Below are 21,528 nucleotides of genomic sequence, written 5' to 3' on the forward strand. Positions count from 1 at the left end.
TATAATTCACTAAATGAATCAATTATGACTGTTAATCAAATTTTAAGTACCAAAGGAAAGGATGTTTATTCCATACTTTCTACAAACACTGTATACGAAGCATTGACAGTGATGAGCGAAAAAAATATCGGAGCTATTCTTATCATTGAAGATACAGTTTTAAAAGGGGTTTTATCTGAAAGAGATTATGCTCGAAAAATTGTTTTGAAAGCAAAATCTTCAAAGAAAGCTTTTGTTTATGAAATTATGGAAACTGATGTAGTTACGGTAAATCCATCGGATAATTTAGAGTACTGCATGGAACTAATGAGTACAAAAAGAGTTCGACATTTGCCAGTTTTGGAAAATGAGATTGTAATTGGGATTATCTCAATAAGTGACGTAGTAAAAGCCATAATCGAAATGCAAAAAGATACTATTCAACATTTAAACTCTTATATTACGCAATAAAAACAATCTAAAAAGATATAATTACAAAAAGCTACAGTTGATGTAGCTTTTTTTTTTGGAATCAAAAAGGGGTTTTTCGCAAAAGAATAGGATAAAAGTAAACTTTTTAAAGCAAGTCTTCTATCTTTGTAAACTAGAATAAAATCTAAAAACAATGGACAAAAATAGCAAAAGAAGAGAAGCATTATTATACCACGCAAAGCCAACTCCTGGTAAAATTCAAGTAGTTCCTACTAAGAAATATGCAACACAAAGAGATTTATCTTTGGCATATTCTCCTGGTGTAGCTGAGCCGTGTTTAGAAATAGCCAAAGACGTAAACAACGTTTATAAATATACCGCAAAAGGAAATTTAGTTGCAGTAATCACCAATGGAACTGCAGTTTTAGGATTGGGTGACATTGGGCCGGAAGCATCAAAACCAGTAATGGAAGGGAAAGGATTACTGTTCAAAATCTTTGCTGATATTGATGTATTTGACATTGAAATTGGAACAAAGGATATTGAAGAATTTATCCAGACCGTAAAAAATATAGCCCCCACTTTTGGTGGAATTAATTTAGAAGACATTAAAGCACCGGAATCTTTTGAAATTGAAAGACGACTGGTTGAAGAGCTGAATATTCCTGTAATGCACGATGATCAGCACGGTACTGCCATCATATCATCTGCGGCACTGTTGAATGCATTAGAATTGGCAGGTAAAAAATCAGAAGATGTAAAAATGGTTGTTTCTGGAGCCGGCTCTGCTGCCTTAGCTTGTGCTAATATGTACGTTTTATTAGGTGTAAAAATTGAGAATATATTAATGTTTAACAGTAAAGGAGTTTTGACAAAAGACAATCCTTCTTTATCTATTTTGCAACAAAAATATGCGCAAGACATAAGACCGATAAGTCTTGAAGAAGCATTAGTGGGCGCAGATCTTTTTTTAGGATTGTCATCAGGTAATATCATGACTCCAAAAATGTTGCTGGGGATGGCCGAAAATCCAATTGTTTTTGCGATGGCAAATCCAGATCCGGAAATTGATTATAATCTTGCGATTGCAACTCGTAAAGATATTATAATGGCAACAGGACGTTCTGATTTTCCTAATCAAGTAAATAATGTTCTAGGATTCCCCTATATTTTTAGAGGCGCATTAGATGTTCGTGCAACCAAAATAAATGAGGCTATGAAAATGGCAGCAGTAAGAGCCTTAGCTGCATTAGCGAAAGAATCGGTTCCGGAACAAGTAAATATAGCTTACGGAGCTACTAAATTGGTTTTTGGAAAAGAATATATTATTCCTTCTCCATTCGATCCTAGATTGATAACTGTTGTTGCGCCAGCTGTTGCAAAAGCAGCGATGGATTCTGGTGTAGCGTTAAATCATATTACAGATTGGAAAAAATACGAAGAAGAATTATTAGACCGTTTAGGGAATGATAATAAAATGGTTCGTTTGATTACCAATAGAGCTAAGATGGATCCTAAAAAAATTGTTTTTGCTGAAGCAGATCATTTAGATGTTCTTAAAGCAGCGCAAATTGTATGGGAAGAAGGTATCGGTTTCCCAATTTTATTAGGGAACAAAGAAATTATTTTAGAATTAAAAGCAGAAATCGGTTTTGATGCCGATGTTCAGATTATAGATCCTAAAATTAACGAAGAAGAAGCACGAAGAAATAAATTTGCAAATACGTATTGGTCCACTCGACAAAGACGTGGAATTTCTTTTTTAGATGCTCAAAAATTAATGCGTGAAAGAAACTATTTTGCCGCAATGATGGTCAATGAAGGAGAAGCAGATGCATTGGTAACAGGACATTCAAGAAGTTATCCTTCAGTTGTTAAACCCATGTTGCAACTCATCGAAAAAGCGCCAGGAGCTTCTATCATAGCTACTACTAACATGATGATGACGGCTCGTGGGCCCATGTTTTTATCCGATACTGCAATAAACATTAATCCATCAGCAGATGATTTAGCTAAAATTGCCATAATGACAGCTAAAACAGCCAAAATGTTTGGGGTAGAACCGGTAATTGCAATGATATCATTCTCTAATTTCGGATCGTCTACGAGTGAAAGCGCAGCCAAAGTAAGAGAGGCGGTAACTTATTTGCATAAAAATCATCCGGAGATGATCATTGATGGTGAGCTTCAGGCAGATTTTGCTTTAAACCCAGAAATGCTGAAAGCAAAATTTCCTTTTTCAAAATTAGCAGGTAAAAAAGTAAACACTTTGATTTTTCCAAATTTAGAATCAGCAAACATTACCTATAAACTTTTAAAAGAATTAAATAAAGTAGATTCAATAGGACCTATCATGCTGGGAATGGGAAAACCAGTCCATATATTTCAATTGGGTGCAAGTGTTGAGGAAATGGTCAATATGGCTGCAATTGCGGTGATTGATGCACAGGAAAAAGAAATGAAAAAAGCCAAACAAATATAATTTAATACGCATAAGAGAACAAACATCGTTAAAATTATAAATTTAATTTAACCCGATGCTAATTTTGTTATATTTGGAAATATATTAACACTTCATGATAGCACATTTACAAGGCAAATTGGTAGAGAAATCGCCGACACAAATAATCATTGATTGTGGCGGTGTTGGCTACCATGTAAACATTTCTTTACATACGTATTCCTTATTACCAAACACAGATTTAATAAAAGTCTATACGCATCTTCAGATAAAAGAAGATGCGCATACGCTTTTTGGTTTTATGGAAAAGTCAGAAAGAGAAATTTTTAGGCTTTTATTATCTGTTTCCGGCATAGGAGCGAGTATTGCCCGAACCATGCTTTCCTCATTAGATCCAAAACAAATTACAAATGCCATTGCATCTGCGGATGTAATAACTATTCAATCAATAAAAGGAATAGGCAGTAAAACTGCTCAGAGGGTAATATTGGATTTAAAGGAAAAAGTATTAAAATTATATGATTTAGATGAAGTTTCTATGTCGCAAAGCAATACTAATCGAGATGAAGCGTTATCAGCTTTGGAAGTTCTTGGGTTTGTACGAAAAACTTCAGAAAAAATTATTGAAAAAATAGTCAAAGAAGATCCAGATGCTTCTGTAGAATCAATTATCAAAAAAGCTTTAAAAAACCTGTAAAAGGTATTCAAGAAAAACGAGTTGTATGCATAAAATTTGTATTTTTTTACTTGTTTTATTTTGTGGAGTAGTGTCGCAGGCACAAGTAGAACAAGCAGCTCAGGATACCGTCAAAACTGGTTTTTCTATTGGGAAACTTCAACTAAAAAACCCTCAAAGCATTCTTTCTGCTTACACGTATGATCCTGTTACGGATCGTTATGTTTACACTAATTCTGTTGATGGATTTTCTATAAATTATCCTATTATTTTAACACCAAAAGAGTACGAAAGCCTTGTTTTGAAAGAATCGATGCGTGATTATTTTAAGAAAAAGGTAGACGCAATTGATGGGAAAAAAGAAGGAAGCGAACTTGCAAAAAGAGATTTGTTACCCAGATATTACATAAAATCAGGACTGTTTGAATCTATTTTTGGAAGTAACACAATTGATGTAAAACCTACCGGATCTGTAGAAATGGATTTGGGAATGCGCTACACCAAACAAGATAATCCATCTTTTTCTCCAAGAAACAGATCCAATCTTTCTTTCGATTTTGATCAAAGAATAAGTATGAGCTTGATGGGGAAAGTAGGAACACGACTTAATGTGAATGCCAATTATGATACGCAGTCTACATTTGCTTTTCAAAATTTAATCAAGTTAGATTACGCTCCTACTGAGGATGATATCATTCAAAAAATTGAAGTGGGAAATGTCAGCATGCCGCTAAATAGTTCTTTAATTCGAGGCGCGCAAAGTTTGTTTGGTGTAAAAACGCAACTGCAATTTGGAAAAACAACAATAACAGGCGTTTTTTCGGAACAAAAATCACAAACAAAGAGTTTAATTGCTCAAGGAGGAGGAACAATTGAGAATTTTGAAATGTTTGCTTTGGATTATGATAGCGACAGGCACTTTTTCTTATCCCAATATTTTAGAAATAGATATGATAAATCGCTGACAAATTATCCCTTCATTGATAGTAGAGTCCAAATTTCCAGAATTGAAATTTGGGTAACCAACAAACAAAACCGAGTTACTGCGACCAATAATAATCTAAGAAATATTATTGCGCTTCAGGATTTAGGAGAAGGGCAATTATCTGGTTTGCCTGATAATGAAGTAGTTGTTTTAGATCCTTCAACAGGGATTTTCAACAATCCTTTAGATTCTCCTACGGACAATTCCAATAATGATTATGATCCGGCCCAGATTCTCACGGGAACTGGTTTGCTGAACCCTAATATTCGCGAAATAGTAACTTCGAATTCCGGTTTTAATACAACAGTAAGCGAAGGTCAGGATTACTCTAAATTGGAAAATGCCAGGAAACTGAATCCAAATGAATATGCATTCAATCCACAATTAGGATATATTTCATTGCAACAACGATTGGCGAATGATGAGGTTTTAGCAGTGGCGTACCAGTATACGATTGGTGATAAAGTTTACCAGGTGGGAGAATTTGGTAATGATGGCGTAGATGCAACTGTGGTTACAGGAAACAGTCCGTCAAACCAAGCTATTATTTCGCAAAGTCTGGTATTGAAAATGTTGAAAAGTAATTTGACCAATGTTAAAAATCCAGTTTGGAATTTGATGATGAAAAATATCTATCAAATTCAAGGCGGCTATCAATTGAAACAAGAAGATTTTAGATTTAATATTCTTTACACAGATCCTTCGCCATTAAATTATATTACCGAAGTTGCGGGAAGTCCTTTTCCAGCAAATCCTACAAAAGAAAATGAAGTTTCCGAAACGCCGTTGTTGAAAGTATTCAATTTGGATAAATTAAATTACAACAATGATCCGCAAACTGGTGGAGATGGTTTTTTTGATTTTATGCCAGGCTTGACTATTGATGCGCAAAACGGAAGAATAATATTCACCACCAAAGAGCCTTTTGGAGAATTATTATTTTCTAAATTATCTAATACAGGTTCCGCAGAAAATTATAATAACAGTAGTACTTATAATGAAAATCAAAAGAAATATGTGTTCCGCAGTATGTACCGAAATACACAATCTGGCGCTTTGCAGGACAGTGATAAAAATAAATTTTTATTGAGAGGAAAATATAAATCGACCGGTAGTGACGGAATCCCAATTGGCGCATTCAATGTTCCTCAGGGTTCAGTTGTGGTTAACGCAGCGGGAAGAGTTTTGGTTGAAGGAATTGATTACAGCGTCAACTATCAGTTAGGCCGTGTTCAAATTTTGGACCCCTCGTTGCAAGCATCAAACACACCTATTGAAGTGTCATTGGAAAACAACTCTGTTTTTGGTCAGCAAACCAGGAGATTCATGGGACTGAATGTCGAGCATAAAATTTCCGATAACTTTGTGGTTGGGGGTACATTCTTAAAAATGTCTGAACGACCGTTTACACAAAAATCAAGCTTTGGTCAGGAATCCGTTAACAATACTATTTTTGGATTCAACACGAATTTCTCCACTGAAGTTCCTTTTTTAACCCGTTTGGTAAATAAATTACCAAATATTGATACCGATGTTCCTTCTAACCTTTCGGTTAGGGGCGAAATAGCTTTTTTGAAACCGGACTCGCCAAAAGCGGATCAATTTCAGGGAGAATCGACCATCTATGTTGATGATTTTGAGGGCTCGCAATCTACCATTGACATGCGTTCCCCGTATTCTTGGAGCTTAGCATCCACACCGGAGCGAAACCCATCAAGCACGTATGATTTCAATGCAAGTGCCAATGATTTGAGTTATGGATTCAAAAGAGCGAAATTAGCGTGGTATTCTATTGATCCTGTTTTTTATACGCAAAAGCCCGTTGGAATCTCAAATGAAGATTTATCTTTCAATAAAACCCGAAGAATTTTCAGTGAGGAACTGTATCCTTTAACAGATATTGCACAAGGACAATCACAACTTGTAAACACATTGGATCTAAGTTATTATCCATCGGAGCGAGGACCGTATAACAATAATCCAAATAAAGCTTCAAATCCAGCAGATAACTTTGGTGGAATTATGCGATCGTTAAATTCAACAAATTTCGAACAAGGAAATGTGGAGTACATTCAGTTTTGGGTGTTAGATCCGTACGTTGGAAATGGTCAGGCTCCTCAATCGAATACTGGAAAAATATATTTCAATTTAGGGGAAATAGCAGAAGATGTTTTGAAAGACGGAAGGAAACAATATGAAAATGGACTTGGGCCAGACCAGATTTTGGTTAATCCAAGACCGTTGTGGGGAGATGTTCCTGCTTCCCAATCCTTAATTTATGCTTTTGATACTAATGCTGATAACAGAAAAAATCAGGATATTGGTCTGGACGGTCTGGCTAATGCCAATGAAGGAGCGGTTTATACGAATTTCGCCTCGGAGCTGGATCCTGCAGCAGATGATTACACCTTTTATCTGAATGCTTCAGGAGGAATTTTGGATCGGTATAAAAGGTATAATGGTACAGATGGGAATTCAGCGGTAGACATAACTGATCCCAATAGAGGATCATCAACGGTACCCGATGTCGAAGATATAAACAGAGACAATACCATGAACACCATCAATGCGTATTATGAGTATAGTGTTGATGTGCAACCTGGAATGAATGTTGGACAAAATTACATCACCGATATAAGAAACACACAAGTGACACTGCCAGATGGTTCTACTACAGAGGCCAGATGGTTGCAATTTAAAATTCCGGTTTCTCAACCTCAAAATACGATTGGAAATATTTCTGATTTTAGATCCATCCGTTTCATGAGAATGTTTATGACTGGGTTTAATGAGGAAGTAACGATTCGTTTTGGTGCCCTTGATTTAGTTCGTGGCGAATGGAGAAGGTATACCAATACCCTTGATTTTAATGATACGAATGTTTTGAATGACGACACTAATTTAGATGTTTTGGCAGTTAACGTTCAGGAAAATAACGAAAGATGTCCGGTAAATTATGTTACACCGCCGGGAGTACAAAGGGAACAATTATTCAATAATAATACGATAATCAATCAAAATGAGCAATCGTTAGCATTGAGAGTTTCCGGCGATGGATTAGAGCCGGAAGATTCCAGAGCAGTCTTTAAAAATGTGAGTATTGATATGCGTCAATTCAAGAAATTGAAAATGTTTTTGCACGCAGAATCTTTAACGGGCGAAATTGCACTTCAAGACAATCAAATGGTTGGATTTATCCGTTTTGGAAATGACTTTACTCAAAATTTCTATCAAATTGAAATTCCATTAAAAGTAACTGTTGCTGATCAAGTTTTTATTCCGGATCCCAATAATCCAATTCCCAAAAATCCAAGTATTAAGGATTGTTCTGCATTAAGCGCAGAAGCGGTTTGGCCAGAAGAGAACGAAATTGATTTGTCTTTGGCATTATTGACTAAATTGAAGATTTTAGCCATGAGTGTTGACCCAAACACGTTGCCATTAGACGGGATTTATTATCCAGATTCGGATCTTAGTAAACCAGACGGAGACGGAAGCAGTTCGTTGAAGTTAGGGATAAAAGGAAATCCAAATTTTGGTTTGGTTCGCACACTTATGGTCGGTGTAAAAAACACTGATCTTCTTAACGATATCAAAGGAGAAGTTTGGTTCAATGAACTTCGTTTGGCTGATATGGACAATCAAGGAGGAATGGCGGCAGTATTGAATGTCGATTCAAATTTAGCTGATTTTGCCACCGTTTCTGCATCAGGTAGAAAAAGCACTATTGGTTTTGGCGCATTAGAACAAGGGCCAAACGAGAGAAACCGTGAGGATACAGAGCAATATAGTATTGTGACCAATGTAAATCTTGGGAAATTATTGCCGCAAAAATGGGGTGTCAATTTACCGTTCAACTACGCTATTGGTGAAGAAACAATAACTCCGGAATACGATCCTTTTAATCAAGATATCAAATTAAAACAGTTGCTTGATAATACAACCGATCAAAATAAAAAAGATAATATTACCAGTAGAGCAGTTGATTATACAAAACGCAAGAGCATTAACTTTATCGGAGTGAGAAAAGAGCGCCAGCCAGAACAGAAGCAACATGTTTATGATCCTGAAAACTTCACGTTCTCTCAGTCTTTTAACGAAGTGGAACGTCATGATTTTGAAATAGAAGATTACGCAGATCAGCAAGCAAATTCATCGGTGGATTATGCGTACACTTTTCAGTCTAAACCAGTGGAGCCGTTCAAGAAGACTAAATTCATGAAGAAAAGTAATTATTGGAAGCTGTTAAGCGATTTCAATTTTAACTATTTGCCTTCCAATATTTCATTTAATACAAATATCAACAGACAATACAACCGCCAACAATTCAGACAAGTTGAGGTGGAAGGAATTGGAATTGACCCGCTTTACCGCAGAAATTTTGCGTTCAATTATCAATACGGGTTCAATTATAATTTGACAAAATCGTTGAAATTAAATTACACGGCATCTTCAAGCAATATCGTGAAAAACTATTTGAATGAGGATAACGAGCCTATTGACAGTTTTACTATTTGGGACAGTTATTGGGATATTGGAGATCCAAACCAGCACATGCAACAATTGGTTTTAAATTATGAAATTCCTATTAGTAAGATTCCATTATTCAGTTTTGTCAAAGCAAATTACTCCTACACGGGTGATTACAGCTGGCAACGAACTTCTAATGCATTATCGCAAATTAAAATTGACGGGCAAGATTATAATTTAGGAAATACAATTCAGAATGCGAGCTCCAATAATTTGAATGCATCATTCAATATGGACATGTTGTACAAGTATTTAGGAGTGACAAAAAACAATAATAAAGCGCTTCCAAAACCAAAAGCGGCGGCGCCGAAACCAGGCGAAAAAATAGTGAATACAAGTGCCAGTCAAATTCCCAAAAACAATGTATTTGTTGATGGTTTAATTGGAGTCTTGACCAGCGTAAAGAATATTCAAATGAATTATACCCACAACAGCGGTACAATTTTACCAGGATATACCCCGGGTGTTGGGTTTTTGGGATCTTCAAGACCGTCGTTAGGATTTATATTTGGAAGTCAGGATGATGTTCGTTATGAGGCGGCCAAAAATGGTTGGTTGACGAATTATGCGGACTTTAACCAAAATTTCTCCCAAGTCACTAATAAATTATTTAAGGCTACAGCCAATGTAGATTTGTTTCCCGATTTAAAAATTGATTTGACATTAGACAGGGCTTATTCTAAAAATTCGTCAGAACAATACGATGTTACCGATGGAATTTACAATCCGAGATCGCCTTATAGTACAGGTATTTTCTCTATATCGGCAGTATTAATAAAGACCTCATTTTCTACCAGTGATGAAATTTCGTCAATAGCGTTTGATGATTTCAGAATGAATCGACTAACGGTAGCAAACCGTTTAGCAACAGAAAGAGGAATTGACATTAATAATCCTGTCAATATTGATGCGGAAGGATTTCCATTAGGATATGGAAAAAATAATCAAGCCGTATTGTTGCCGGCCTTTTTAGCGGCTTATTCCGGAGGTGACGCCTCAAATGTTTCCCTTGGAATTTTCAGAAGTTTTCCAATACCGAACTGGGCAGTAAAATACAATGGATTGATGCGTTATGATATTTTCAAGAAGAATTTCAAACGCTTCTCTTTGCAACACAATTATCGCGCGTCGTACACTATAAATGCATTCAGATCGAATTTTGAATATGATAATGCGCCAGATGGTGTAGATGCCAGCGGTAACTTTTTCAATCAGACAATTATGTCTAATATCAACTTAGTAGAACAATTTAGTCCGTTGTTGAGAATGGATTTTGAATTAAAAAGTTCTTTAAAAGTATTGACTGAAATTAAAAAAGACAGAGCATTATCAATGAGTTTCGATAATAATTTATTGACGGAAGTAAAAGGAATTGAATATGTGGTAGGATTGGGGTATCGATTCAAAGATGTGATTTTCTCTTCTCGATTGGCGGATAATCCAACTGGAATAATAAAAAGCGACATCAATTTGAAAGGAGATTTATCGTATCGAAACAATCAGACAATCGTTCGTTATTTAGATTATGATAACAATCAATTGGCAGGCGGACAAAATATATGGTCTATAAAATTGACGGCGGATTACGCATTCAGCAAAAACCTGACGGCTATTTTCTATTATGATCATTCTTTTTCGAAAGCAGTAATCTCTACTTCTTTTCCGCTGACGAATGTTCGTTCCGGTTTTACGCTTCGTTATAATTTTGGAAATTAATTTTTCAAAATCTAAACCAGATTTGGATAGAAGATTGTTACATTTGTCAAAGAAAATTTCAATTATCAATTAATAATTATCAATTACAATTTAGATGAACATACCAGCAAATTTAAAGTACACAAAAGATCACGAATGGGTTAGTATTGAAGGCGATATCGCAACAGTAGGAATTACTGATTTTGCTCAAAAAGAATTAGGAGATATCGTTTATGTTGAGGTAGAGACTTTAGATCAATCCTTAGAAAAAGATGAAGTATTTGGAACAGTGGAAGCGGTAAAAACGGTTTCCGATTTGTTTCTTCCAGTAGCAGGTGAAATCATTGCTTTCAACGACGCTTTAGAAAGTAATCCGGAAAGTGTAAATTCTGATCCTTACGGTGCTGGATGGATGATCAAAGTAAAAATAGCTAATATGGTTGAAGTTGATGGATTGCTTTCTAGTGAATCATACAAAGAATTAATAGGTGCGTAAACAGCTTTATTTTTGGGTCGCTTTACTTTGGACTGGAATAATTGCTTTTTTTTGTTTGGTACAATTGAATAATGTCCCAATGGGAAATGTTTCAAATTTGGATAAATTGGTGCATGCCTTTTTTCATTTTGTGCTTACATCGTTTTGTTTTTTGTTTTTTAAAAGCCGGGCAATTGATGCCAATAGTTTTAATCCCTTGATTGCTTCGTTTCTGTTTTCTGTTTTTTTTGGAATAGGAATCGAAATAGCACAAGAATTACTAACGACAACCAGACATGCAGATATACTTGATGTTTTAGCAAATGTATCTGGAGCGACTTTAGCAGTAGTGCTTGTTCTTTTATTTGGGTTAAATACTAAGCTCAGATAATTTTAAAATAAATAAAGTCCCACTTCGGTGGGATTTTTTGTTTTTGCAGGTTTTAGGAAAGGGATGAATAATGTTTTCAACGATGTTATTTAAAGTCTTGTTTTATATATATGGCAGGGAGCTTTGGTTTACGTTTAAAAAAAAGAAATAGTAGCGTGTTATATGAAACTTATGTGCAGATATAATGTATTTTTGTGAGTCAGAATTCGTTATTACAAAGAAATCAAAAACGCCATGAATATCAAGCAATATTTAGATTCAACCTATTTAAAAACGGCTGAACAGGTGGGAATCAGTGAAGAAAAAAATATTCTTATCGTTAAGGAATTTATTCAGGAAGCTATTGAAGAGCATTTTAAACTTATCATGATTCGGCCAAATATGGTTTCGTTAGCAAAAAAAATGATTACGGAATCGAATTCGATTGTCCAAATAGGTACTGTAATTGATTTTCCAGAAGGGAAATCTTCATTAGAAGATAAACTCAAAGAAGCTGCTCAGGCTATTCAGGATGGCGCAGATGATTTGGATTTTGTATGCAATTACGAAGCTTTCAAGAATGGTGAAATTGATGTCGTTAAAGAAGAAATTCTAAAATGTACCCAATTCGGTTTGGCTCACAAGAAAGTTGTAAAATGGATTATTGAAGTGGCAGCACTAACCGAAAAAGAAATTATTCAATTATCAAGCTTGATAAAAAATGTTGTTGTTTCTAATTTTGAACAAGAGCTGTTTCCTCAAGTTTTTGTGAAGTCTTCCACCGGATTTTATAAAACTGAAAATGATTTACCAAATGGCGCCACTATTCCTGCCATAACGATGATGCTTGAAAATGCCTCGCCTCTTCCGGTAAAAGCTGCTGGCGGAGTCAGAACCTATGATGAAGCGGTTGCAATGATTCAGTTAGGGGTGAAAAGAATAGGAACTTCAGGTGCGAAAATGATAGCTAATGGTCAAAATTCAAATGATGAATATTAAATTCAAAAAGAAAATAAGCATGAACAAAGGATTTTTAGTTTTACTGATACTTTTGAATTCTTTTTTAATTTCTGCGCAAGAAATTACAAGTGTTACTGTTCAATCAGGGAGTACTGCGGAACGTTTTCCTGTTTTTTCGGATTGCGCCAACTTACAATCAAATGCATTAGAGACGTGTTTTTACAATCAGGTTCAGGATTTTGTTTTTGCAAATTTTGAAGTTCCGGAGGATTTGAAACAAAACAATTTTCAAGGCAATATAAAAGTACTTTTTGAAGTAGACAGTAATGGATTTTTTAAAGTGATTTACGTTGATGCAACTGAGGAGAAATTGATTGCTGAAACGAAAAGAGTTTTTGGTAAATTCCCAAAAATCCAGTCATCAACATATAATGGAAAACCAACGTACGCTAAGTTTACCATGACAATTTCGATTCCTTTGAAAAGTAGGGAAGCAGTAGCCACTGAAACTTTGGCGCAAGCCAAAATCGTTCCCAACAACACAAAAAAGCTAACGGAACTGGATAGTATTATTTACAAGAAATTCAATAGTCCTGAGTTCGAGAGTCATTTGAACATCCCGTTTTCACATAGTTATTATGCGCAGTTTGATGCTTCGTTAAACCAAATGGGGAGTAACAATCATACTGCTTCAAAGCCGTACACATATGCAGAAGTTTCTAAATATTATGATCTCAAGGCAGTAAATGAGAAGCTAAGAAAGAAATCCTCAAGTTGGTGGGCGAGAAAATTATGGAATGAAAACATGGTCGAAATTCAAGGGGATGACTATTGGTTTACACTAAATCCAATATTTGATTTGCAAACTGGTAAAGCTTCTAAGAGTGATGTTTCGTATACCTATGTAAATACACGCGGAATCAATTTTCGTGGTGGTTTGGGCAAAATGCTGAATTTTACCACAACTGTTTTTGAAAGTCAGGGACGTTTTGCGGATTACTTTAACAATTACGCAAAATCAATTAGACCTGCAGGAGGAAATCCAGCTATTATTTCTGGAGTGGGAATTGCAAAAGATTTCAAAACGGATGCTTATGATTTCCCATCGGCGGAAGCCAATTTGACTTTTACGCCGAGTAAACATGTCGATTTACAGTTGGGTTACGGAAGAAATTTCATTGGGGATGGATACCGATCTTTATTAGAAAGTGATGGTGCCAGCCCGTATCCTTATTTTAAATTGAATACTAATTTTTGGAAAATAAAATATACCAATACGTACATGTGGCTCAAAGATGTTCGACCGGAAGTAACATTAGAGCGAACGTATGCCACCAAGTTTATGGCAAATCATTATTTGAGTTGGAATGTTTCTAATAAATTAAATCTTGGTTTCTTTGAATCTGTGATTTGGACTAATACGAATGACAGAGGATTTGACGTGAGTTTTGTGAATCCAATTATTTTTTATCGTTCGGTTGAATTTGCATCTTCGGCCAGAAGCGGAAATGCAATTTTAGGGTTGACATATAAATACAAATGGAGCAATCAAATTAATTTTTACGGACAGTTTATTCTGGATGAATTTTCTCTTGGAGACGTCAAAAAAGGCGATAATAGTTGGAAAAATAAATACGGTTATCAGCTGGGTGTTAAGTACTACAACGCTTTTAAAGTAGATAATTTACTGTTGCAATTAGAATACAATCATGTGCGTCCGTATGTATATTCTCATAGCATGCCAATTACAAATTATGGGCACAACAACCAAAGTATAGGCCACCAATGGGGAGGGAATTTCAAAGAATTAATCGCCATTGCCCGTTATCACAAAGGAAGGTATTTTGCTGATGCAAAAATTACTATGGGAACTCGAGGACTGGATTTTGATACCGCTACGGATAATTTCAATTACGGTGGAAATATCTATAAAGATTATGATGAAAAAAGACCGTTTGATAGCGGAGTAAAAGTGGGACAAGGAAATAAAACCGCTGTTTTTATTGCTGATTTTCAAGGAGGTTATTTAGTAAATCCGGCTACAAATTTAAAACTCTTCGGAAGTTATATTTATAGAAGTTTTGATCCAACAAAAAATACGGCAACTACTTTCAATCAGAGCACTAATTGGTTAACTTTGGGGCTAAGAGCTGATATTTTCAATTGGTATTTTGATTATTAATTTTTTGTGAATTGTTTTTTGTCAAATCCCTTTTGATGTACTACTTTTGCAAAAGTTTTTAAGAACAAATAAACGCTAGTATTGAACGCAACACAAAGTACATTTTCATTAAAATCCAATTATATTGATTTCCGAGAAATCACTAAAGCACGTTTAGCTATTAGTGTTGTATTTTCGTCTATCGCTGGATTTATGTTGGGTATTTATGATTTGCATTCATTAGATTGGACGGTTTTGTTAAAATTAGCAGTTGGTGGTTATTGTATGGTGGGAGCGTCAAATGCTTTTAATCAAGTGATCGAAAAAGATTTGGATGCCTTGATGGACAGAACTAAAAACCGTCCTGTTCCAGCCGGCAGAATGTCTCGGGTTACAGCTTTGATTATTGCAAGTCTTTTAACGATTGTTGGAATTGCTTTGCTGTATACTATCAATCCAAAAACCGCAATGTTTGGCGCAGTTTCGATATTTTTATATACGAGTGTTTATACTCCCTTGAAAACCGTAACGTCATTGTCTGTTTTTGTTGGAGCTTTTCCAGGAGCAATTCCTTTTATGTTGGGTTGGGTTGCGGCAACTGGAGAATTTGGAATAGAAGCGGGAACTTTGTTTTTAATTCAGTTTTTTTGGCAATTTCCGCATTTTTGGGCTATTGGTTGGTTTTTGTATGAAGATTATGAAAAAGCAGGTTTTTTTATGTTACCCACAGGTAAAAAAGATAAAGGCACCGCCTTGCAGATTATTTTATACACCATTTGGTTGATTTTAGCGTCACTTTTGCCTGTATTGGGTTATACAGGACGTCTTTACCTGACGCCAATTGCTGCAATTGTTGTGTTTTTACTTGGACTATGGATGCTTTTTTACGCTGTTCGATTATACAAATCGAGAACTCCAAAAGCAGCAAGAACATTAATGTTAGTTAGTGTTTCTTACATTACATTGTTACAATTGGTTTATATATTTGATAAATTTTTAAGATAGTTATGGAGATGATAATGACAACTGAGGAACAAAAATCCAGAACGGCAAGATCCTACAAATTGATTTTGTTGTTTGGAATGGTAAGTATGATCATGATGTTCGCTGGACTTACCAGTGCTTTTGTAGTGAGTAAATCCAGAGCTGACTGGTTGAAGGATTTTCAATTACCAACAGCTTTTTATTACAGTACTATTGTGATAATAGGATGTAGCATTACTTTTCATTTGGCTAAAAAAGCAATTCAAAAAAACAATCAAAGTAAAACGACAATTTTTCTTTTGACTACTTTAGTTCTAGGAATATTGTTTGTAGTTTTACAGTTCGTAGGTTTTGGACAAATAATTGATAATGGTCATTATTTCACCGGAAGCGGAAGCTCAATAACCACTACTTTTTTATACGTTGTTACCGTTGTGCACTTGATTCACCTTGCGGGTGGCGTGATTTCACTTCTAATTATAATTTATAATCATTTTAAACAAAAATACAATTCATCTCAAACCCTTGGAATTGAACTTGGTGCAATGTACTGGCACTTTCTTGACTTATTGTGGGTTTATTTGTTTTTGTTTTTATATTTCTTTAAATAAGAAAAAAACGTAAATTTGGGAACTTTTTAACGAATAACTTTTATGGAAGCGACAGTTACTACTGCAAATAGTGAAGGAAAAACTTGGGGAGGCGGCAATGAGCCAATGGGAGCAAGTTATGGCAAATTAATGATGTGGTTTTTTATCGTGTCAGATGCCTTAACATTCTCGGGATTTTTAGCCGCGTATGGTTTTTCTAGATTTAAATTTATTGAAACATGGCCTTTGGCTGATGAAGTGTTCACTCACTTCCCATTTATGCATGGAGTATCTGCTCCGATGTATTACGTGGCATTAATGACTTTTATTTTGATTTTCTCATCTGTAACAATGGTGCTAGCTGTTGATGCAGGGCATCAGATGAAAAAAAATAAAGTAGTTCTTTACATGTTTTTAACCATTATTGGTGGTTTGATTTTCGTAGGATCTCAAGCTTGGGAATGGAAAAATTTCATCAAAGGTGAATACGGAGCTGTTGAAACAAAAGGAGGAAGTTTACTTCAGTTTGTGGATAAAGACGGCAAGCGTGTAGCTTTGGCTGATTTCGCGGCCATTTTACCGGAAGAAAGAGAACAACTGACGAAAAATAAAGGGAAATGGTTCATGGATGAGCCAGTTTTACCATCGTACTCTGTTGCCGAAGTTCAAGCGGGATTTAAAGCGCATCCTGAACTTCTAATCAGAACTGAGGTAATAACCAAAGAGAAGCAAAAAACAATTCTATCAAGAGAAGAGTCTGAAGCAAGATTGAGTCAGGCACATTATGTGGTAGAAGGCGCCAATTTGGTCAGAAACGAATACGGAAGTAAATTATTTGCTGACTTCTTTTTCTTTATCACGGGATTCCACGGATTCCACGTTTTTTCTGGAGTAATCATAAACATCATCATATTTTTCAATGTATTAGTTGGAACATATGAAAAAAGAAGAAGCTATGAAATGGTAGAGAAAGTAGGTCTTTATTGGCACTTTGTCGATTTAGTTTGGGTTTTTGTATTTACAGTTTTCTATCTAGTTTAATTTCAAAAAGTAATTATCATGTCACACGAACACGTATCTAATATCGGTAGAATCTGGAAAGTTTTCGCAATATTATCCGCCGTTACAGTAGTAGAAGTTATTTTGGGTATTTTAAAACCTGATGTGCTTCATATGAACAATTTTATGGGTATGAATTTACTGAATTGGATATTTTACGCTCTTACAGTTTACAAAGCGTATTATATAGTTTATGCCTTCATGCACATGGAAGGAGAAAAAAGTACTTTAAGAAGTGCAGTTGTTTTTCCCCTAATTTTTCTGATATTATACATACTCTTTATTCTTTTGACAGAAGGGGATTATATTTATGAGGTTTTTAAAAATTCTACGATAAAATGGAATTTTTAATAAGATATTAATTCAAAAAGAGGGTACGCATTGCGTACCTTTTTTTATTTTTGTACTTTAATAACTTTCACTACAATGAAAAAAAATATTGTCCTTTTCGTTCTTTTTATTTTGCCTATTGTTGCGTATCTTTTTTTTGCTTCCGGTGTTAATGGTTTTACCAAATTACCGACCATAACTCCTAACACAGTTGATTTGGGTGACTGGCAATCTTTAGACGGTAAAAAAGTTAGTTTGAATGGCAAAGTAACGATTCTTGGTTTTATGGGTAATGAACTCTTAAAAAACAGAGGAAATCTTTTCAATTTAAATCAAAAAATTTATCAAAGGTATCATGAGTTCAAAGATGTTCAGTTTGTAATGATTTGTCCAACTGGTACTGAAAAAGATGCTAAAAAAGTGGTGGATGCGTTGGGAGCTTTCACTGATGTCAAGCAATGGCGATTTGTTTTCGCATCAACCGAAGCTATCAACAGATATTATGATCAATTAAAATTAGCTGAGAAATTAGATAAACATACCGGTACGCCAAAAGTTTACATCATTGATAAAAAACGTAATCTTCGTGGCAGAAAACTAGTGAAAAACGCCAAAGAGGGGTACAATACATTTCATCCAGCGGAGTTGAGTAATGAAATGCTTGATGATTTTAAAGTGATTCTGTATGAATATCGTGCAGCGCTAAAAAAGAACAATAACGCCACCAGAAAAATTTAATATTTTATGTTTAAAAATAAATCATACATCGGAATCTCCTTCATTATTTTGATTTTTGGAATTTATGCTATTCCAAAAATTGTTGATAGGATTAAGAATGACAAAGTAGTTCAAGGAGACCGTTTAGACAGCGTTAATCCTGTAACTGCAGAAGAAGGGCAATTACTTAAAATAGGTCCTGCGCCTAAATTTGAATTAATAAATCAAGACAATAAGAAGATCACAAATGAAACATATAAAGGGAAAGTCTATGTATTGGAGTTTTTCTTTACCACCTGTCCTACCATTTGTCCAAAAATGAATGAAAGTATGTTGGTTTTAGAAAAGAGTTTTTTTGGCAACCCTAATTTTGGAATTGTTTCAATTACAATTGATCCGGAACATGATACAGCAAAAGTATTAAAGGAGCACGCAAAGTTCTTAGGGGCAAAATCTTCCAACTGGAATTTTTTAACAGGCGACAAAGCGTATATTTTTAATTTAGCCAATAAAGGATTTAATCTATATGCGGGTGAAAACAAAAAAGTAGCCGGTGGTTTTGAACATTCAGGTTTGTTTGCTTTGATTGATAAAAATGGAAACATACGTTGTCGAAATGATGAATTTGGAAATCCAATTTTATATTATGATGGTTTGGATAAAAAAGGAGTTCGAAACATTCAACAGGATATTAATATTTTATTAAAAGAATAAAAATGGAAAATAATTCTTTGGAACAAAAATTCAATTCGTTAATCATAGCGGTATCAATCATAATACCAGTTGCGGTAGCTATTCTTTTTGGAGTTAAACTAAAAGATTTTGGTTATAATGTGGAACCTCTTTCTTTTTTACCGCCCATTTATGCCACTACAAACGGAATTACTGCAATCCTACTAGTTGCGGCTGTAATTGCGATAAAGAATGGTAAAAGAAAACTTCACGAAAGATTGATGACTGGTGCGATTGCATTATCTGTTGCTTTTTTAGTGATGTATGTTGCGTATCACATGACTTCTGATTCCACCAAGTTCGGAGGAGAAGGAGCTATCAAATACATTTATTTCTTTATTTTGATTACTCATATTATTTTATCTATTGCAATTATTCCTATGGTTTTAATTGCCTATGTGAGAGCATTATCAGGAAATTTTGAAAGGCATAAAAAAATTGCGAAAATCACTTTCCCAATCTGGTTGTATGTTGCCGTAACTGGAGTAGTTGTTTATTTAATGATTTCACCATACTATGTTTATTAAAGATAAGAATACAGAAATGACAATCAAAGACAATGTAGGCAAGGTTGTAATTTATACCTTTCTGCTGGTTTTTGGATTATTCAGCGGTACTATGAATGCGCAATGTGCCATGTGTCGCGCTGCATTAACCAGTGAAGGCAATGCAAAGCAAGCTGCAGCGGTGAATGACGGTATTGTTTACTTAATGGTAATTCCTTACATTCTGGTGGCGGGAATTGGCTACGCTATTTATCGAATGAAAAAGAAAAAAACAAGCTAATGATTACTGTTTTTTAGACAAGATATTTATTTCAATTTTAAAATCAATTTTAATAAAGCGTATTTTAGTTTAAAGTATCTTTCTATTTACGACTAAGTGCGAACAGTGCAAGCTATTTTAATCCGTTTACTGATACGTTCACTATTCCTTTCACATTTATAAAGGCAATGATAGCCTGATTGGTTAGTTGTATTTTTTGGAATTGAACCTCTTCTATTTTTCCATTAACAAAAACACCTTGCATAGGAGAATAGTTTTTTAAATACGTCATCATGCTCTTTTGACCTTCTTCAAGGTTTGGTTTTATAGAGTATCTGCAACTTTGTTCAATTTTTTTGAGCACTAATCCCTGTGCAAGCCAATTTGCAGTTCGCATCAATTTGTTTTTTGTATCTAAAACATAATCTAATTGGTCGAAAAATACTTCTTTGGTCTCGTCGTTATATTGTGGGAAACCAGTTAAATAAATAGTTCCATTTACAGATCCCAATACTTCTAAAGCAATAATCATTTTTCCTTTTTTGTGCCAAATTGCTACATTTTGAACTTGAATTTTCTGGGAACCCGAGCCAAATACCTGTCCCGCAAAATTCTTAGTCATGATTTTTGAAGCTTCTTGATAGGTCGAAATGGCAACTATATTAGCCGTAATATCTTCCGGAATTTTGGTAACGGATTTTAAGATAATTTTGGAGGCATTGAATTTTGATTCTGGTTGTTTTCCCATTAATGTTTCCATATTGCATTTCATTCCCATTTCCAGTACGAAAGTGTCATTTTTCAATTTCGCATTGGTCGAGTATATTTCAATAGGCACAATTCGTAGCCAGCTTTCATAAGTGTCATTCATCAGGAACGGAACGCAAATTTTTTCTAAAGCAGTCAAAACATTTGGTTTAAAATCCATAGCTTTTACAATGGCATCGTCAATTTTCTTTTCAATTTTTGATTTAAAAAGTTTTACGCCGGAATTAATTAGGTAAGTAACTGGAACATTTTTTCCAAAAACGGTAATCGTAGGACTTTCATTCCAATCTAAAGATTTTAGTTCCGTTTTTGTGTTTAGTTTCCAATTTATCAACGTCACGTCGCTTACTAAAGTCACAACACCATCAAGATTAAATTCACGTGTATCGTACATTTCGACTCCCATTTTTTTGGTGCCAATTCTATATTTTACAATCGCTTTTAAAGGTAAAACGGTTCTTATTTTTTCGCCTTTTCCGCCAGTTTCATTTTTGATTGTAATGGGAGCCAGCTTCCAAACCTTCATTTCAATATCATCGTCTTCAATGTTATTGTCTTCATAAATTAATCCGCTTAATACAACATTAGTTTGGTTCTCGATATCTTTTAGTTTGACACTTATAGGCATATTTATGTACGAAGCAATGTTTTCGTAAACTAATGGTGTTGCGTCGTCAGGTTCTGGTTTTAAAGCGTTTATTTTATTGGTTGTAGCACAACTTGAAACGAGTAAAATTGAACCTAATAAAAGTATAATTAAAGAGAATTTAAGCATTTTACGGGATTTAAAAAAAACAAAATTAACAAAAGAATTCTTTTTTTATCAATTTTTGTAACAAATGATAAGTTCCAAAGTCTA

At 34.7% G+C, this 21,528-nt stretch carries 17 protein-coding genes; 16 read left to right on the forward strand and 1 reads right to left on the reverse strand.

Annotation, left to right across the window (positions count from 1 at the left end; translation table 11 throughout):
• The first annotated feature begins 24 nt into the window (after positions 1–24).
• The 16 genes from ACP7AV_RS04055 to ACP7AV_RS04130 all read left to right on the forward strand — a co-directional run bounded on the left by ACP7AV_RS04055 (position 25) and on the right by ACP7AV_RS04130 (position 19,922).
• Positions 25–450, forward strand: coding sequence for a CBS domain-containing protein (locus ACP7AV_RS04055; protein WP_091202890.1), 426 nt, complete (start codon positions 25–27; stop codon positions 448–450).
• Positions 451–604: 154 nt separating this feature from the next.
• On the forward strand, positions 605–2,893 hold the full coding sequence (locus ACP7AV_RS04060; RefSeq protein ID WP_426090864.1) for an NADP-dependent malic enzyme: 2,289 nt from the start codon (positions 605–607) through the stop codon (positions 2,891–2,893).
• Positions 2,894–2,987: 94 nt separating this feature from the next.
• Positions 2,988–3,569 (forward strand): Holliday junction branch migration protein RuvA, encoded by a 582-nt coding sequence (gene ruvA, locus ACP7AV_RS04065; RefSeq protein WP_426062966.1) that lies wholly within the window; start codon positions 2,988–2,990, stop codon positions 3,567–3,569.
• A 25-nt stretch (positions 3,570–3,594) separates the two neighbouring features.
• A complete protein-coding gene (gene sprA, locus ACP7AV_RS04070; protein ID WP_426090865.1) occupies positions 3,595–10,779 on the forward strand; it encodes a cell surface protein SprA in 7,185 nt (2,394 codons plus the stop codon).
• Positions 10,780–10,873: 94 nt separating this feature from the next.
• The gene (gene gcvH, locus ACP7AV_RS04075) at positions 10,874–11,254 is read left to right on the forward strand and encodes a glycine cleavage system protein GcvH (RefSeq protein ID WP_426062968.1); all 381 of its coding nucleotides are present in this window, start codon (positions 10,874–10,876) and stop codon (positions 11,252–11,254) included.
• A gap of 79 nt (positions 11,255–11,333) precedes the next feature.
• Positions 11,334–11,624: a VanZ family protein gene (locus ACP7AV_RS04080; RefSeq protein WP_426090866.1), complete on the forward strand. Its 291-nt coding sequence runs from the start codon at positions 11,334–11,336 to the stop codon at positions 11,622–11,624.
• 234 nt (positions 11,625–11,858) lie between these two features.
• On the forward strand, positions 11,859–12,602 hold the full coding sequence (gene deoC, locus ACP7AV_RS04085; RefSeq protein WP_426090867.1) for a deoxyribose-phosphate aldolase: 744 nt from the start codon (positions 11,859–11,861) through the stop codon (positions 12,600–12,602).
• Between the two features lie 19 nt (positions 12,603–12,621).
• Positions 12,622–14,745, forward strand: coding sequence for a gliding motility protein RemB (locus ACP7AV_RS04090; RefSeq protein WP_426091105.1), 2,124 nt, complete (start codon positions 12,622–12,624; stop codon positions 14,743–14,745).
• An 81-nt stretch (positions 14,746–14,826) separates the two neighbouring features.
• Positions 14,827–15,729 (forward strand): heme o synthase, encoded by a 903-nt coding sequence (gene cyoE / locus ACP7AV_RS04095; RefSeq protein WP_426062972.1) that lies wholly within the window; start codon positions 14,827–14,829, stop codon positions 15,727–15,729.
• A gap of 2 nt (positions 15,730–15,731) precedes the next feature.
• Positions 15,732–16,319: a cytochrome c oxidase subunit 3 gene (locus tag ACP7AV_RS04100; protein WP_426062973.1), complete on the forward strand. Its 588-nt coding sequence runs from the start codon at positions 15,732–15,734 to the stop codon at positions 16,317–16,319.
• 42 nt (positions 16,320–16,361) lie between these two features.
• The gene (locus ACP7AV_RS04105) at positions 16,362–17,339 is read left to right on the forward strand and encodes a cytochrome c oxidase subunit 3 (RefSeq protein WP_426090868.1); all 978 of its coding nucleotides are present in this window, start codon (positions 16,362–16,364) and stop codon (positions 17,337–17,339) included.
• An 18-nt stretch (positions 17,340–17,357) separates the two neighbouring features.
• The gene (locus ACP7AV_RS04110) at positions 17,358–17,708 is read left to right on the forward strand and encodes a cytochrome C oxidase subunit IV family protein (RefSeq protein WP_426062975.1); all 351 of its coding nucleotides are present in this window, start codon (positions 17,358–17,360) and stop codon (positions 17,706–17,708) included.
• A gap of 75 nt (positions 17,709–17,783) precedes the next feature.
• Positions 17,784–18,425, forward strand: coding sequence for a hypothetical protein (locus ACP7AV_RS04115; protein ID WP_426062976.1), 642 nt, complete (start codon positions 17,784–17,786; stop codon positions 18,423–18,425).
• Positions 18,426–18,431: 6 nt separating this feature from the next.
• Positions 18,432–19,118, forward strand: a complete 687-nt coding sequence (locus ACP7AV_RS04120; RefSeq protein ID WP_426090869.1) for an SCO family protein — start codon at positions 18,432–18,434, stop codon at positions 19,116–19,118.
• Between the two features lie 2 nt (positions 19,119–19,120).
• Positions 19,121–19,663, forward strand: a complete 543-nt coding sequence (locus tag ACP7AV_RS04125) for a DUF420 domain-containing protein (RefSeq protein ID WP_426062978.1) — start codon at positions 19,121–19,123, stop codon at positions 19,661–19,663.
• A gap of 16 nt (positions 19,664–19,679) precedes the next feature.
• Positions 19,680–19,922 (forward strand): hypothetical protein, encoded by a 243-nt coding sequence (locus tag ACP7AV_RS04130; RefSeq protein ID WP_426090870.1) that lies wholly within the window; start codon positions 19,680–19,682, stop codon positions 19,920–19,922.
• Positions 19,923–20,034: 112 nt separating this feature from the next.
• Here ACP7AV_RS04130 and ACP7AV_RS04135 read toward each other — a convergent pair whose 3' ends face one another.
• Positions 20,035–21,444, reverse strand: a complete 1,410-nt coding sequence (locus ACP7AV_RS04135; RefSeq protein ID WP_426090871.1) for a DUF4403 family protein — start codon at positions 21,442–21,444, stop codon at positions 20,035–20,037.
• Positions 21,445–21,528: the final 84 nt, after the last annotated feature.

Origin of the sequence: Flavobacterium sp. DSR3-2 (assembly GCF_049896525.1) — a bacterium.
Classification (GTDB): Bacteria; Bacteroidota; Bacteroidia; order Flavobacteriales; family Flavobacteriaceae; genus Flavobacterium.